Source organism: Paracidovorax valerianellae, from assembly GCF_900102625.1.
Classification (GTDB): Bacteria; Pseudomonadota; Gammaproteobacteria; order Burkholderiales; family Burkholderiaceae_C; genus Paracidovorax; species Paracidovorax valerianellae.
In genome coordinates this window covers 122,499-137,140 of sequence record NZ_FMZC01000009.1, presented here as the reverse complement: position 1 = coordinate 137,140, position 14,642 = coordinate 122,499, and the positions used below count along the sequence as shown (strand labels likewise).

Annotated in this window: 12 protein-coding genes and 1 riboswitch; of the genes, 5 read left to right on the top strand and 7 right to left on the bottom strand. The window is 67.4% G+C overall.

Features of this window, described 5'->3' with window-relative positions; genetic code table 11:
• Nucleotides 1-23 precede the first annotated feature (23 nt).
• Both BLT03_RS14935 and BLT03_RS14930 read left to right on the top strand, forming a co-directional pair.
• The gene (locus BLT03_RS14935) at nucleotides 24-644 is read left to right on the top strand and encodes a TetR/AcrR family transcriptional regulator (protein WP_092744551.1); all 621 of its coding nucleotides are present in this window, start codon (nucleotides 24-26) and stop codon (nucleotides 642-644) included.
• 222 nt (nucleotides 645-866) lie between these two features.
• Complete coding sequence (locus tag BLT03_RS14930) at nucleotides 867-1,640, top strand: ferredoxin--NADP reductase (RefSeq protein WP_092744550.1); 774 nt, start codon at nucleotides 867-869, stop codon at nucleotides 1,638-1,640.
• A gap of 257 nt (nucleotides 1,641-1,897) precedes the next feature.
• Here BLT03_RS14930 and BLT03_RS14925 read toward each other — a convergent pair whose 3' ends face one another.
• A complete protein-coding gene (locus BLT03_RS14925; RefSeq protein WP_092744549.1) occupies nucleotides 1,898-2,716 on the bottom strand; it encodes an outer membrane lipoprotein in 819 nt (272 codons plus the stop codon).
• A gap of 194 nt (nucleotides 2,717-2,910) precedes the next feature.
• Here BLT03_RS14925 and BLT03_RS14920 point away from each other — a divergent pair, with 194 nt between their 5' ends.
• A complete protein-coding gene (locus tag BLT03_RS14920) occupies nucleotides 2,911-3,819 on the top strand; it encodes a DUF72 domain-containing protein (RefSeq protein ID WP_092744548.1) in 909 nt (302 codons plus the stop codon).
• A 30-nt stretch (nucleotides 3,820-3,849) separates the two neighbouring features.
• Here BLT03_RS14920 and BLT03_RS14915 read toward each other — a convergent pair whose 3' ends face one another.
• The 4 genes from BLT03_RS14915 to BLT03_RS14900 form a co-directional block, all read right to left on the bottom strand.
• Nucleotides 3,850-4,782 carry a YihY/virulence factor BrkB family protein gene (locus BLT03_RS14915; protein ID WP_092744616.1) on the bottom strand — a complete coding sequence of 311 codons (933 nt, stop codon included), beginning with the start codon at nucleotides 4,780-4,782 and terminating at the stop codon, nucleotides 3,850-3,852.
• Nucleotides 4,783-4,851: 69 nt separating this feature from the next.
• Complete coding sequence (locus BLT03_RS14910; protein ID WP_092744547.1) at nucleotides 4,852-7,128, bottom strand: phosphocholine-specific phospholipase C; 2,277 nt, start codon at nucleotides 7,126-7,128, stop codon at nucleotides 4,852-4,854.
• A gap of 37 nt (nucleotides 7,129-7,165) precedes the next feature.
• Nucleotides 7,166-7,351 (bottom strand): hypothetical protein, encoded by a 186-nt coding sequence (locus tag BLT03_RS14905; RefSeq protein WP_092744546.1) that lies wholly within the window; start codon nucleotides 7,349-7,351, stop codon nucleotides 7,166-7,168.
• 117 nt (nucleotides 7,352-7,468) lie between these two features.
• A complete protein-coding gene (locus tag BLT03_RS14900; protein ID WP_092744545.1) occupies nucleotides 7,469-8,248 on the bottom strand; it encodes an IclR family transcriptional regulator in 780 nt (259 codons plus the stop codon).
• Nucleotides 8,249-8,341: 93 nt separating this feature from the next.
• On the opposite strand from BLT03_RS14900, the gene BLT03_RS14895 reads away from it, so the two are divergent.
• Both BLT03_RS14895 and fahA read left to right on the top strand, forming a co-directional pair.
• A complete protein-coding gene (locus BLT03_RS14895) occupies nucleotides 8,342-9,346 on the top strand; it encodes a Bug family tripartite tricarboxylate transporter substrate binding protein (RefSeq protein WP_092744544.1) in 1,005 nt (334 codons plus the stop codon).
• Between the two features lie 29 nt (nucleotides 9,347-9,375).
• A complete protein-coding gene (gene fahA / locus BLT03_RS14890; RefSeq protein WP_092744543.1) occupies nucleotides 9,376-10,647 on the top strand; it encodes a fumarylacetoacetase in 1,272 nt (423 codons plus the stop codon).
• A 109-nt stretch (nucleotides 10,648-10,756) separates the two neighbouring features.
• Here fahA and metH read toward each other — a convergent pair whose 3' ends face one another.
• Both metH and BLT03_RS14880 read right to left on the bottom strand, forming a co-directional pair.
• Nucleotides 10,757-13,498, bottom strand: a complete 2,742-nt coding sequence (gene metH, locus BLT03_RS14885; RefSeq protein WP_092744542.1) for a methionine synthase — start codon at nucleotides 13,496-13,498, stop codon at nucleotides 10,757-10,759.
• Nucleotides 13,499-13,527: 29 nt separating this feature from the next.
• Nucleotides 13,528-13,621, bottom strand: a riboswitch (S-adenosyl-L-homocysteine riboswitch).
• Between the two features lie 59 nt (nucleotides 13,622-13,680).
• Nucleotides 13,681-14,415 (bottom strand): hypothetical protein, encoded by a 735-nt coding sequence (locus BLT03_RS14880; RefSeq protein ID WP_092744541.1) that lies wholly within the window; start codon nucleotides 14,413-14,415, stop codon nucleotides 13,681-13,683.
• Between the last annotated feature and the right edge of the window lie 227 nt (nucleotides 14,416-14,642).

Below are 14,642 nucleotides of genomic sequence, written 5' to 3'. Positions count from 1 at the left end.
ACACAGAAAACGGAAGTCGGTAGATGCGCGTCAAGACGGAAGCGAAGCGGGAGTCGATCATCGAAATCGCCTCCCAGGTTTTTTCGGAAGCGGGGTTCGAAGGGGCCTCGATGGCAGAGATCGCCGCCCGTGTCGGCGGCTCCAAATCCACGCTCTACGGGTACTTCAGTTCCAAGGAAGAGCTGTTTCTGGAGGTCGCCATCGGTGCGGCGAAGGAGCACATCGAACTGTTCTTTCTGGCGCTCGAACAGGACGAAAGCGAGCTGGAGGCGGCGCTGAAAACCTTCGCGGAAAAGATGCTGGCCGTGATCTGCAGCGAGCCGGCCCTCCAGGCCAAGCGCGCATTCGTCGCCGAGTCGGGCCGCAGCGATATCGGCAAGCGATTTTTCGAGCTGGGCCCCCAAAAGGGCATTCAGGCGCTGGGCTCGTTTCTGGAAGCGCAGATGCGCAAGGGCTTGATCCGGCAGGCCGACCCTCTGACGGCCGCACGCCACTTCATGGCGCTGATGGAGGCGGAAACCGCCACGCCCCGCCTCTTCGGCCTGGAAGAAAACCTGTCCAAACCCAAGTTGCGCCAGGCGATCGGCCGGGCCGTCGATGTCTTCCTGCGCGGCTACGCGGCGGACCCCGCCCCCCGGCGCTGACACGGCCCCACCGGGCGCGGAGCGAGCGCGGGGCCTTGGCCTCCGGCCGGTGTCGGCATAAGCACATGCGCAGAAGCCATAAGGCCGATGGCCCGGTTTGCCTGACAATGTGCGGGTTTGCCCGCATGGCAGGGGGCAGCCCAGGTCGCGCAACGCGTCCATACGCCACCGGCCCTGCCCCTGACGGTTTCTTTCGTTTCACACCCAATCTGCCACCATTCCATGAGCGCATTCAACGAAGAACGAGTCCTCTCCGTCCACCACTGGACCGACCGCCTGTTTTCCTTCACCACCACGCGCGACCCCGCGCTGCGTTTCTCCAACGGCCACTTCACCATGATCGGCCTCAAGGTGAACGACAAGCCGCTGCTGCGGGCCTACAGCATCGCCAGCGCCAACTACGAAGAGCACCTGGAGTTCCTGTCGATCAAGGTGCCGGAAGGCCCGCTGACTTCGCGCCTGCAGAACATCCAGGTGGGCGATTCCATCGTGGTGGGCAGAAAGCCCACCGGCACGCTGCTGATCGACTACCTGCTGCCGGCCAAGCGCCTGTACCTCATCTCCACGGGCACGGGGCTGGCGCCCTTCCTGTCGGTGATCCGCGACCCCGACACGTACGAGAAGTTCGAAGAAGTGGTGCTCGTGCACGGCGTGCGCGAGGTCAAGGAACTGGCGTACCACGACTTCATCACCGAAACCCTGCCCAAGCACGAGTTCCTGGGCGAGACGGTGGCCAAGCAGCTCAAGTACTACCCCACGGTGACCCGCGAGCCATTCCGCAACCAGGGCCGCATCAACGACCTGATCGAAAGCGGCAAGCTCTTCACCGACCTGGGCGTGCCGCCGCTGGACCCGCTGGTGGACCGCGTGATGCTGTGCGGCAGCCCCGAGATGCTGGCGTCGCTCAAGGCCATCCTGGAGCACCGCGACTTCGAAGAGGGCAACACCACGAAACCCGGCGACTTCGTGATCGAACGGGCGTTCGTCGAGAAGTGATGCAGTCTGCACGGGTGGCACCCGTGCTTGGGCGGATGCATGGCGCTGAGTCGATTGCTATGTAATTGATAGCAAGCCTCCCTAGAGCTTATTGCGCTGGAGGCCTAAAACACTTCAAGCCCTCTCTGCGGAGGCTTCGATGGGCTGCCCGGGATGCCGGGCGTTTTCCCTGGCGCCAGGCCATGGTTCGAAAGCCCATGAAAAAGGGCGGCCCTGGCCGCCCTTCCCTTTAGACCACAGGCCTTACGGCCCGGTGATCAATAGCCGCTGTTGGCCACGCGCATCGACTGCGCGCCCTGCGTGTAGTTGCCCTGGCCTTGCTGCGACGAGCGGTTGTCCACGCGGAAATTGCGGCCTTCGACGCGCATCGGCGTGCCTTCAGCCACCGGCTGCGAGCGCGTGAAGGTGCGCACCGAGCCGTCTTCCATGCGAACGCGCATCTGGTAGGCCGTGGTGGTACGGGTGCGCTGCTCCACGGTGTGGCCCAGGTAGCCGCCGCCGACCGCGCCCAGCACGGTTGCCGCCGTGCGGCCCGATCCCTTGCCCACCTGGTTGCCGACCACGGCACCCAACACGCCCCCCGCCACGGCGCCGACGCCAGTGGCCGGTGCGGCCTGCTGAACGGCCTGCACGGACTCGACGCGGCCGCAGGTGCTGCACACCGGGGCCTGCATCGCCACCGGGCGGCCTGCGCTGACGGGAGCGTCGTAGCCACCGCCATAACCCCCGCCGCCCGATCCGCTGCCGGTCTGCGCCTGGACCGGTGCGCGGTTCACGATGTTCTGGGCCAGGGGCTGCACCGGCCGCGCGGGTGCGGCGCCTGCGCGTTCGTTGATGACTTCGGATTCCGGCGTGCGCTGCGCATCGGGGGCCAGTTGGGCGACCTGCGCGGCAGCATCTGCCGGTGCATTGCCGCGCTGCTGCACGACCAGGGTCGCTCCCAGCGCCAGCACACTCACGCCCAGGGCGCCGACGGCGGCCCAGAGCCATTTGACGGAAGCGCCCCCGGCGGATGCCGAGGCGTGAGCGCCGTTGGCCGGCGTGAGCGAAGGATTGTTTCGGATGATGAGACTCATGGTGTTCTTCCTTCTACGGGTGTTTTGCAGGCAGGGTACACGCGCCCTCGCTTCACACACGGAGGCGTTCTGTAAACGAAGTAAGTAGCTGTACGCCTACCCGGTGGTGCGCCAACAGGCGGTGGCAGGCCTGTGCGCCAGCCGCCACACTGGCTTCACCCGCATCCCTCAACAGGTTCGAAGGAGGATCGAAGATGGCAGCGCAAATCCGCATCGGCGTGTCCGGCTGGCGCTATGCGCCGTGGCGCGGCGCTTTCTACCCCGAAGGCCTGGTGCAGGCCAAGGAACTGGCTTTCGCCTCGCACCAGTTTCCGGCGATCGAGCTGAACGGCTCGTTCTACGCGCTGCAGCGCCCCACCAGCTATGCGCACTGGGCCGCCGACACGCCCGACGGCTTCGTGTTCACCGTGAAGGCGCCGCGCTACATCACCCACATCCTGCGGTTGCGCGACGCGCGTGCGGCGGTGGCCAATTTCTTCGCGTCGGGCCTGTTCGCACTGGGGCCGAAACTCGGCCCCATCCTGTGGCAGCTGCCGCCCAGCCTGCCCTTCGATGCCCGGCTGCTGGAAGACTTTCTCGCCCTGTTGCCGCACGACACGCAGTCGGCAGCCACTCTGGCCCAGGAGCGCGAAGACCGCATGCAGGGCCGAGAACTGCTGAAGCCCGCCTGCCCGTGGCGCGTGCGCCATGCCCTCGAAGTGCGGCACGAAAGCTATCGCCACCCGGAGTGCATCGAACTGCTGCGCCGCCACCGCGTGGCGCTGGTGGTGGCCGACACCGGAGGCCGCTGGCCCGAACTGGGCGACGTGACCGCGGATTTCATGTACCTGCGGCTGCATGGCGCGCAACAGCTCTACGCCAGCGGCTACAGCGATGCGCAGATCGCCCACTGGGGTGAACGCATCCGCGCGTGGTCGCATGGCCGGTTACCGGACGGCATCGAGACGGCGGGGCCGCCAGCGAAAGAGGCGGGGGCCAAAGAGCGTGACGTGTTCTGCTTCTTCGACAACACCATGAAGATCCATGCGCCCGAAAACGCGCTGCGGCTGGCGCAATACCTGCAACTGGGCGCCCGGCTCGAAGCGGCGGCGCATGGGGGCTGATGGCGTTTAGCCGCGCCCGCAGTGGCGGGCCTATTCGGTGGCCGTGCGTCGGTTCGACGGCGGCCCTTCCAGGTTCTCTTCGCGCACTTCCTGGAAGGCGCGCGCGCAACTGGCCGAGAACAGCAGCACGGCCGACGAGAAGTAGATCCACATCAGCACGACCACCAGCGAGCCGGCCGCGCCATAGGCCGACACCACCGCTGCCGTGGCGAGATACAGCGCGAGCAATTGCTTGCCCACGGTGAACAGAATGGCGCCCACAACGGCGCCGAAGACCAGGCAGATGAGCGGCGGCTTTTCTCCGCCGCCGATGCGCATCAGACCCACGAACAGCAGCACCGCGATCCCGAACGCCACCATTTCGTTGGCGATCTGCAGCAGCGGACCCGTGGCGATGGGCGTCCGCGCGCTCGCCCAGGTGACCACCACGTGGATCACCGTGGACACGACCAGCGAGATCAGCAGCAAGAACCCGATGGCCAGCACATAGGCCAGGCCGCGCACCCGCAGCGATGCCATGCGCCACCAGGCTTTCTGCTCCTGCGCAGGCGGCTCGCCACGCGACCAAAGCCGCTCCAGCGCGGATTGCAGTTCCACGAACACGCCAGTGGCGCCGGACAGCAGCAGCACGAACCCGGCGATCGAGGCGAGCCGCCCCTCGGATGGCTCCCGTGCGCTGGACAGCGCCAGCTGCACCACTTCGGCCACGCGGTCGCCCATCACGCCGCGCACCTGGCCGACCATGGTGGTTTCAAGGTAGGACTTGTCGATCCACCAGCCCAGCACGCCCACCAGCAGCAACAGCACCGGCGCGAGGCTCAGGAGCCCGTAGAACGACATCGCCGCGCTCATGCGCAGCCCGTCCGCATCGAGCCAGAGATTGGCCGCGCGCACCAGCGGCATGATCGGGCTGGCGAGCGCTTTGGCGCGCTCGATCCACGGCTTGAGGAACGGAGAGGACATGGCGCCCATTGCACCCCATGCCGGCGCTGGCAGGTGTCGGCGCAGTTCGCCAGTCCGTCTTCCCCGTCTTTAAAGCCCGTCGACCTGGCCCATGGCGGGGTCGGACACCGAGTCCTTGCCCGTCTCGATGCGGCCCGCGAAGCGGCGCTGGAAGGTCGGCGCAGCGCTGCAGCGCACCACGAAGTCGTACCAGTTGCCGCTGTCGCCCAAAGGCCAAGCCAATTCCTCCACCGCGCCCGGGTCGACGCTGCGCGTCCACGGGCCATCCGCGCGGTAGGCCATGGCCTGGGCGGAGAAGGTCATGGCGCTGCTGCTGCGGTTGTAGAGCTTCACGCGCACCTGGGGCGGGCTGCACAGCTCGTAGCACACCTGCACTTCCGGCCCGCCGGTCGCGCCCTGCTGCTTCAGGTCGCCGATGAATTCGCGGTGATAGCCGTTGGGGCCGAGCACCCACAGGTGGTAGGCGCCGCCATCGGCCGCCGCGTTCCAGACGCCGTTCAGCGTCTTGCCCGATTCGACGACATAGCGCCGGGGAATGCGGTCGAGGTGGTTCTTGTCGTAGACGTGGAAGACCGCCGCGGTGCCTGCCTTGCCGGTGTTGGCGAACAGCAGGGTGACCGTGCCAGCGCCGGCGCTGACCTGCGCCGTGGTGTGCAGTTCGTAAGGCAGCGCCCGCGACGGCCGCACGCCCTCGGCCTGCGCCGGCAGGGCGGCATCGGCCGCAGCGGTGGGCTGGGGCAGCTTGGCGGCCAGGGCCTGCGCCGTGACCCGCGCATCGACCGCGCCCTTGGTGGTGCGGCCGGCAAGCGTCGGCAACGTCTCGGTGTTGGGATTGACGAAGTTGAAGCAGCTGGTGAGGTCGCCGCACACCGCGCGGCGGTAGGCGCTGACCTGCGGCTCGACCACCCCGAAACGCTTTTCCAGAAACAGCAGCGTGGACGTGTGGTCGAACACCTGCGAATTGACCCAGCCGCCGCGGCTCCACGGCGACACCACCCACATCGGAACGCGGGGCCCGGGGCCGTAGGGCTTGCCGTCCGCCGCAGGCTGGCTCGGGGTGGCGGGCTGGAAGTCGTGGTATTCCACGGCCACATCGGCGGCTGGCAGCGTGCAGGCACCGGCCAGGCTGCCGTCCGGGTTGCGCGATGGCGCTGCGGGCGATGGCAAGTGGTCGAAGAAGCCGTCGTTTTCATCGAAATTGATCAGCAGCACGGTCTTGCTCCAGACCTCGGGGTTGGCCGTCAGTGCGTCCAGCACTTCCTGCACGTACCAGCCGCCCTGCGCCGGGCTCGAAGGCCCGGGATGCTCGCTGTACACCGATGGCGGAATGATCCACGACACCGCGGGCAGCGTGCCTTGGCGGATGTCCTCGCGGAAGGTTTCGAGAAAGCCCTGCGGCATGGTGTTGCCGAAGCCCTTGGCCAGCGGGCTCAGCGCGTCGTCGATCCGGGCGTCGTAGAACGGGCCTGCCAGCTCGACCGGCTGCGTGATGTCGGTCTTGGCGACATAGATGGGCTTGCGGTCCGCGGGCATCTTCTCGATCTCGGCGCGCCAGTGGCGAAAGCCCATCATCTCGTTGCAGCCGAAGTTGTCGATCAGGCTCTGGTAGACCTTCCATTTCACGCCCGCTTTTTCCAGCCGGTCGGCGTAGGTGGTCCAGGTCCAGCCGTCGGTGGAGGCACCGATGTCGTTGCCGCCGTTGAACTGGTTGTTCAGGCCCGCCACGCGCACCTTGGAGCCGTCGATGGGGCTGATGCCGTTCGGGCCGTTGGTGCCGGTCCAGTAAAAGAGCCGGTTGGCGATGGTGCCGGTGTGCATGCCGCAGTGGTAGTGGTCGCACAGCGTGAAGGCGTCGGCCAGCGCGCGCTGGAACGGCACTTCCGCCGTTTCGTAGTAGCCCATCGACAGCGGCAGCTTGGCATCGGGCCACTTGTACATGCGGCCGTGGTCCCAGGCCGCCTGCGAATCCACCCAGGTGTGCGGCGTGCTGCCGGCGCGCTGGGCATTGCCCTTCGCTTCATCCAGGCGGTACGGCACGTAGGTGCTGGCGGGCGAGGTCTTGGTGTAGGTCTGGTAGAAGACGTTGCGGCCGTTGGGCGTCGGGATCGGGAAGCGGTCACCGAAGCCGCGCACGCCCTTGAAGGTGCCGAAGTAGCCATCGAACGAGCGGTTTTCCATCATCAGCAGGACGACGTGCTTCACGTCCTGGAGGGTGCCGGTCGCGTTGTGGGCTTCGATGGCGAGGGCGCGCCGGATGGCGGGCGGAAAGGCGGTGAGCGTGGCCGAGGCGGCGCCCACGCCAAGCGCGGTCGTGAGGAAGTTGCGTTTGGAGGAATCGACGGTCATCTGGAGAAATCTTTCTTGTCCGTGGGGCGGTGCCCGTTCAGGGCTTGGGTGCGCAATGCGTGTCGGGATTGGCGCAGGTGGCAGAGGTCGCCGGAACGTTGGCGCCGCTGCCGCCGTTACCGCCGCCGCAGCCGGCCAGCAGCAGGGCGAAAACGAGCGTGCCGGCGCCCAGCAACGGGCGGCCGATCAGGGGCAGCGGCAAGCGCTGCATGTGCGTGGTCATGGCAATGAAAAAATGAAGCAACGAAGCCCTTCATTCTTCCTGCCGACTGTGGCGACAGAGTGACGGCGATGTGACTCGGCCGTAGCAGCGCCCGCGGTGCGCGGGCCGGGGCGGCGTTCAGCGCAGCGGGGAAGCGTCGCTCCAGTGGAAGTGAACGCGCGGCTGGATGTCCGCGATCTCGGCCCGCAGCAGCGCCGCCAGGCGTGCGGCCTCCCGCTGCGTGAGACGCGCCACCGTGGTCGACAGGCTGATGGCGGCGAACGCCCGCCCGCCGGCATCGCCCACCGCATGGCCCACGGCCGCGGTATTGGTGTTCAGGCAACCGCCGCTGCGCGCGTAGCCCAGGGCCTGCGTCTGCGCGAGCAACTGGCGCAGCGCCGCTTCGTTCAACCCGCCGTAGCGGCCGAGCATGGGCGCATTGGCGGCGAGTGCCGCTTCGATGAGGTCGGCCTCCTGCGCGGCCATCAGCGCCAGGCCTGCCGCGCCCACGCCCAGCGGGCGACGCCCGCCCACGGTCACGCTCAGCGGCGGCTCCAGCCGCTGCACGTTGGTGTGGGCATAGCAGACGGCCTCGTGCCCGCTGAGCACGAACAGATAGGCCGAGTAACCCGTAGCATCGGCCAGCCGCTGCAGGTTGGCCGTGAACAGGGGCGCCACATCGTGCCGCCCGCGCGCCGCCAGGCCGTGCTCGAACGGACGGCGCCCCAGCACGTAGCCCTTGCCTTGCGGCAGCACGCACACCAGGCGCGCGGCCATCATGTCCTGCAGCAGCCGGTGCACGGTGGGGTGCGGGATGCCGGACTGCCGTGCGATGTCGGACAGCGAGAGTCCGCGCGCGTCGTAGCGCGAAAGCTGGTCGAGGATGCGCAGCACGCGGTCGAGCACCAAGGTGGCCATGGTTGTCCATGCAGTGGAAAAAACGATTGTAGGAAGGGGCTGTCCCTCCAAGAATGGCGGGATTCCTCCAACCACTTTCAGAGACAACGGAACATGCCCGCTTTCGCATCGCCTTCCCGCACCCGCCGCACCCTGTTGTGCACCGCCGCAGCCGCCGCCGTGCTCGGCCTGGCCACCGGCCCGCTGGCCGCCCAGGAAGCCGCCTTTCCCGCCAAGCCCATCCGCTTCGTCGTACCCTACGCTCCAGGCGGCACCACCGACCTGGTGGCCCGCACCGTGGGCGCGCACATGGCGCAGACCCTGGGCCAGCCGGTCATCATCGACAACCGCGCGGGTGCTGGCGGCAACATCGGCATGGACGCCGTGGCCAAGGCCGCGCCCGACGGCTACACGGTGGGAATGGGCGCCATCTCCACGAATGCGCTGAACCCGCACATCTACAAGAAGATGCCGTTCGATCCACGCAAGGACTTCAGCGCGGTGGGCCTTCTGGGCAACTCCACCATCGTGCTCGAAGCCGGCCCGGCCCTGCCCGTGAAGAACGTGGCCGAATTGCTGGCCTACCTGCGCAAGACCCCGGGCACGCCCTATGCCACGGCGGGTGCGGGGACTTCGATGCACCTGGCGGGCGTGCTCTTCGCGCAGCTGTCCAAGACCGATCTGGTGCACGTGCCCTACAAAGGCAGCGCACCGCTGATCACCGACCTGATCGGCGGCCAGGTGCCGATGGCTTTCGACAACCTGCCTGCGTCGCTGCCGCACATCCAGGCCGGCAAGCTGCGCGCTCTGGCCGTCGCGGGAGCCCAGCGCTCGGCCGCCCTGCCCGACGTGCCCACGCTGGCCGAAGCCGGCCTGCCCGGCTATGCGGTGGAACCCTGGTTCGGCGTGTACGGCCCGGCCGGCTTGCCCGCCCCCGTGGTCCAGCGCCTGAACAAAGCCCTGGCCGATGCGCTGACCGACCCGGCCGTCAAGGACAGGCTGCTCGCCGCCGGCTTCACGCCACGCAGCACCAGCGCGGCCGACTTCGACGCCCTCACCAAGCGCGACTATGAGCGCCTCGGCCAAGTGGCCCGCGGCGCCCAGATGAGTGCCGACTGAGCCCATTCCCGCCTTTTTTCTCCACCGCCATGGCCATCACCCTCGACGACACCCACGACACCCGGCTGCGCAGCTGGGTTGCCTCTGCAAATGCGGCGGGCTGCGATTTTCCGATCCAGAACCTGCCATTTGGGCGCTACCGCAAGGCCGCCAGCGGCGCTGCGCTGCGCATCGGGGTGGCCATCGGCGACCAGATCCTGGACCTGCAAGCCGTGGGCCTGGCGGACTCGAACGACATGAACGCGCTGATGGCTGCCACGCCCGCCGCGCGGCAAGCCCTGCGCCAGCAGCTGTCGGAAGGCCTGCGCGAAGGCAGCAGCCGGCAGGCCGACTGGGCCCGGGCGCTGTCGCCCCAGAACGAGGCCGAGATGGCCGTGCCCTGCCACATCGGCGACTACACGGACTTCTATACCAGCGTGCACCACGCCACCACGGTGGGCAAGCAGTTCCGCCCGGACAACCCGCTGCTGCCCAACTACAAGTGGGTGCCCATCGGTTACCACGGGCGCGCATCGTCCATCGGCATCAGCGGCCAGCGCGTGAAGCGCCCCCAGGGCCAGACCAAGGCGCCCGATGCCGCCGCGCCGGTGCTCGGCCCCTGCAAGCGCCTGGACTACGAACTGGAACTGGGCTGGTTCATCGGCCAGGGCAATGCCCAGGGCGAACCCATTGCCATCGGCCAGGCGGAGCAGCATCTGTTCGGCGTGGCCTTGTTCAACGACTGGAGCGCACGCGACATCCAGGGCTGGGAATACCAGCCGCTCGGCCCTTTCCTGTCGAAGAACTTCGCCAGCACGCTCTCGCCCTGGATCGTGACCATGGAGGGGCTGGCGCCGTTTCGCGCCCCGTTCGAGCGCGATGCCGCCGACCCGCAGCCCCTGCCCTACCTCGAGTCGCCCGGCAACCGCGCCCAGGGCGCCTTCACCATCGCGCTGGAAGTCTTGCTGCACACTGCCCGCATGCGCGAAGCCGGCGAGCCCGCCGTGCGCCTGGCCCTGACCGACACCCAGCGCGCCGCGTACTGGACGCCCGCCCAACTGGTGGCCCACCACACGGTCAACGGCTGCAATCTGCAGCCCGGCGACCTGCTGGGGTCTGGAACGCTCTCGGGCCCCGAGGCCAGCGAAGCCGGTTCGTTGCTGGAACTGACCGGCGGTGGCAAGCAGCCGGTTACGCTGCCCAACGGGGAGCAGCGCAGCTTTCTCGAAGACGGCGACACGCTGATCCTCAAGGGCTGGTGCGAGCGCGAGGGCGCGGTGCGCATCGGGCTGGGCCAGGTGAGCGGAACCATCATCGGATGAGCCCCTGAGTCGCTCCGCGGCGTCCTGCTGAGGGGACGCCGCCCGTGCGGCGGTGCGGCCCTTCCACGGTGGCCCTGGCTGGGGTCGCGCCCGTTGCAGGCGCTGGCTCCTACAGATTCGGTGCCAGCAGCCGCGCCAGCACGGCCTCTTCCATGCCGCGGCGCTGGGCCATGTCGTGCAACTGGTCCTCGCCGATCTTGCCGACGTTGAAGTACGTGCTCTCGGGGTGGCCCAGGTAAAAGCCGCTCACGCTGGCGGCCGGCATCATGGCCAGGCTTTCCGTGAGGGTCATGCCCACCTCTTCGCACTGCAGCACGCGGAACAGTTCGCTCTTGGCGCTGTGGTCGGGGCAGGCCGGGTAGCCGGGCGCGGGGCGGATGCCCGTGTACTTCTCGGCAATCATGTCGTCGTTTGACAGCTGCTCGCCCGCCGCATAGCCCCAAAGGTCGGTGCGCACGCGGTGGTGCAAGGCTTCGGCAAAGGCTTCGGCCAGGCGGTCGGCCAGGCTCTTGAACATGATGGCGGAGTAGTCGTCCAGCGCGTCGATGAAGGCCTTCTCCCTCTTCTCGATCCCCAGGCCCGCCGTCACGGCGAACAGCCCCGCGTAGTCGGCAATGCCGCTGCTCTTGGGCGCGACGAAGTCGGCCAGGCAGCGACTGGGGCGCGTCACGCCGTCGATGGTGTGCTTTTCGGCCTGCTGGCGCAGGCCGTGCCAGGTCATGGCGACCTCGGTGCGCGACTCGTCGGTGTAGAACTCGATGTCGTCGTCGTTCACGCTGTTGGCCGGGTACAGGCCCATCACGCCGCTGGCGGTGAGCCAGCGGCCCTCGATGATCTTTTTCAGCATGGCCTGCGCATCGGCGAACACGCGCGTGGCCTCCACGCCCACGACCTCGTCGGTCAGGATGGCGGGGTACGGGCCGGCCAGGTCCCAGGTCTGGAAGAACGGGCCCCAGTCGATGTAGCGCGCCAGCTCGGCCAGGTCGAAGTTCTTGAACACGCGGCGGCCCAGCGCACGCGGCACGGTGGGCTTGAACGCAGCCCAATCCACCGGCGTCTTGTTGGCGCGGATCTTGGCCAGCGACCACAGCGGGGTCTGCTTTTTGTTGGCATGCTGGGTGCGCACCTTGTCGTAGTCGGCGTTCAGCTCATCGACGTAGTTCTGCACGCCGTCGCCCAGCAGGCTCTGCGCCACGCTCACGCTGCGCGATGCGTCAGGCACGTAGACCACAGGGCCTTCGTAGTGAGGCGCGATCTTCACGGCGGTGTGCACGCGGCTGGTGGTGGCGCCGCCGATGAGCAGCGGAATCTTCTTGATGCGGAAGTGGTCGTCCTTCTGCATCTCGCCGGCCACGTACTGCATTTCCTCCAGGCTGGGCGTGATCAGGCCCGACAGGCCCACGATGTCCGCCCCTTCGACCTTGGCGCGCGCCAGAATTTCGTGGCACGGCACCATCACGCCCATGTTCACCACTTCGAAGTTGTTGCACTGCAAGACGACGGTGACGATGTTCTTGCCGATGTCATGCACATCGCCTTTGACGGTGGCGATGATGATCTTGCCCTTGCTGCGCACGTCGCGCCCGGCCAGCTCGTCCTGGCGCTTTTCTTCTTCGATGTAGGGAATCAGGTGCGCTACGGCGGACTTCATCACGCGCGCGCTTTTCACCACCTGGGGCAAAAACATCTTGCCCGCACCGAACAGGTCGCCCACGACGTTCATGCCGTCCATGAGCGGGCCTTCGATCACGTGCAGCGGGCGCCCGCCCTTGGCGAGGATCGCCTGGTAGGCCTCTTCGGTGTCTTCCACGATGAAGTCGGTGATGCCGTGCACCAGCGCGTGCGACAGCCGCTCGCCCACCGTCCTCGGTTGCTCCGGCGTGCCGCGCCACTCCAGGCGCTTGCTCTCGTCCTTGGCACCGCTCTTGGCGGTCTCGGCCACTTCCACCAGGCGCTCGCCGGCGTCGGGGCGGCGGTTGAGCACCACGTCTTCCACGCGTTCGCGCAGGGTGGGCTCCAGGTCGTCGTACACACCCACCATGCCGGCGTTGACGATGCCCATGTCCATGCCGGCCTTGATGGCGTGGTACAGGAACACGGTGTGGATAGCTTCGCGCACCGGATCGTTGCCGCGGAAGCTGAACGACACGTTGCTGACGCCGCCCGACACCTTGGCGCCCGGCAGGTTCTGCTTGATCCAGCGCACGGCCTCGATGAAATCGACCGCGTAGTTGTTGTGCTCTTCGATGCCGGTGGCCACCGCGAAGATGTTGGGGTCGAAGATGATGTCTTCGGGCGGAAAGCCCACTTCGTCCACCAGCACGCGATAGGCGCGCTCGCAGATCTCGATCTTGCGTTCGTACGTGTCGGCCTGGCCCACCTCGTCGAACGCCATCACCACGGCGGCGGCGCCGTAGCGCTTGACCAGGCGTGCCTCGTGCTTGAACTTGTCCACGCCCTCCTTCATGGAGATGGAGTTGACGATGCCCTTGCCCTGGATGCAGCGCAGCCCGGCCTCGATCACGTCCCATTTGGAGCTGTCCACCATGATCGGCACGCGGGCGATGTCGGGCTCCGAAGCGATCAGCTGCAGGAACCGCACCATGGCCGCCTTGCTGTCCAGCATGGCCTCGTCCATGTTGATGTCGATGACCTGCGCGCCGTTCTCCACCTGCTGGCGGGCCACGGCCAGGGCCTCTTCGTACTGGCCGTTCAGGATCATGCGGGCGAACGCCTTGGAGCCGGTGACGTTGGTGCGCTCGCCGATGTTGACGAACAGCGTGCCCTCGCCGATGGAAACCGGTTCGAGGCCCGAGAGCTTCATGGGAGGCGGAATAAGGGGGGCGGACATCAGGCTCACCTGCGCAATCGGTAGTTGGGAACAGGTGAGCGTCGTTGGACAGTGGGCCAGCGCCGCCCGAGCCTGACACCTTGAGCCGATTGATCGGCAGGCGCTGCAACGCTCCTCGGGGGCGGCCGGATTTTACGCGGCCCGGGCCACCGGGGGCCGTGCCAGGGTGCAATGGACGGTTCTCAGCGCACCGGCAGGAACTGCAGGAACGAGCCCCCCACCAGCCCCTGCACATAGGTGATGGCGGCGCGGCGGTACTTTTCGAGGGCGACTGCCGCCAGCAGGTCGAGCCGGCCGATGATCTTGCCGAACTCGCGCTCGAAGCTCAGGTTGCGCCCCTGCGGGCCGATCTCGTCGGCCAGCAGCAGCGGCTGGCCAGTCGCGGTGCGCCGCTGCGACAGCATCCACACGGCAATCTCCACGTTGCGGGCCGCGTTGTACAAGTGCTGCGCATCCAGGCTGTCCAGCAGGAAGAACTCGATTTTCCCGTCGTGCGCGGTGATCAGCATGTCGGCCGTGGCGAAGATGAAGGCGGCCACCCGGTCGCCGGCAAATTCAGGCGCCAGGGCCAGCGCCATCGCCGCGATGTCGCGGCGCCCCTGCAGCGGCGCCCACGTTCCCCCCTGCTCGATGGTGGTGCGGACCTGCTCCATGGCCTGCTCGCGGCCAGCGGCGCTGGTCTTGCGCCACTCGGCCGGGTTGCGGCGATACAGCTTGTCCATCAGGCGGTAGAGGCTGTCAAGGTTCTCGCGCATGCCGAGCGTTGCCATGCGGTTCACATCGGATTGGCCCAATTCGCTGCCGCTGGCAGAGGCACCTTTCGCCTCGCCGTGCGGCGCAGAGGGGCTGGCGGTGCAGCCGGACAGCGCCGCCAAGGTGCAGCAGGACAGGAGGAGCGGGACGAATGACAGTCGCATGTGCGCCGCATTATGGGCAAGGCCGCCGCTGCGGAAAAGCCTGTGCAAAACGTACCGGAGCGCGTTGCGCGAACCGATTTAGAGGCGGGGGTGGCGCCAGAGTCAACTCATTGTTACGTTAAAGTCTCTTTTCAGCGGACGAGCCGGTTACGCAAAACGTTGTTGCCCAGGTTGGCTGATACGTTTGCGCACAGTACAGTCATCAGACAATTGAAAGAAGAAGCCGC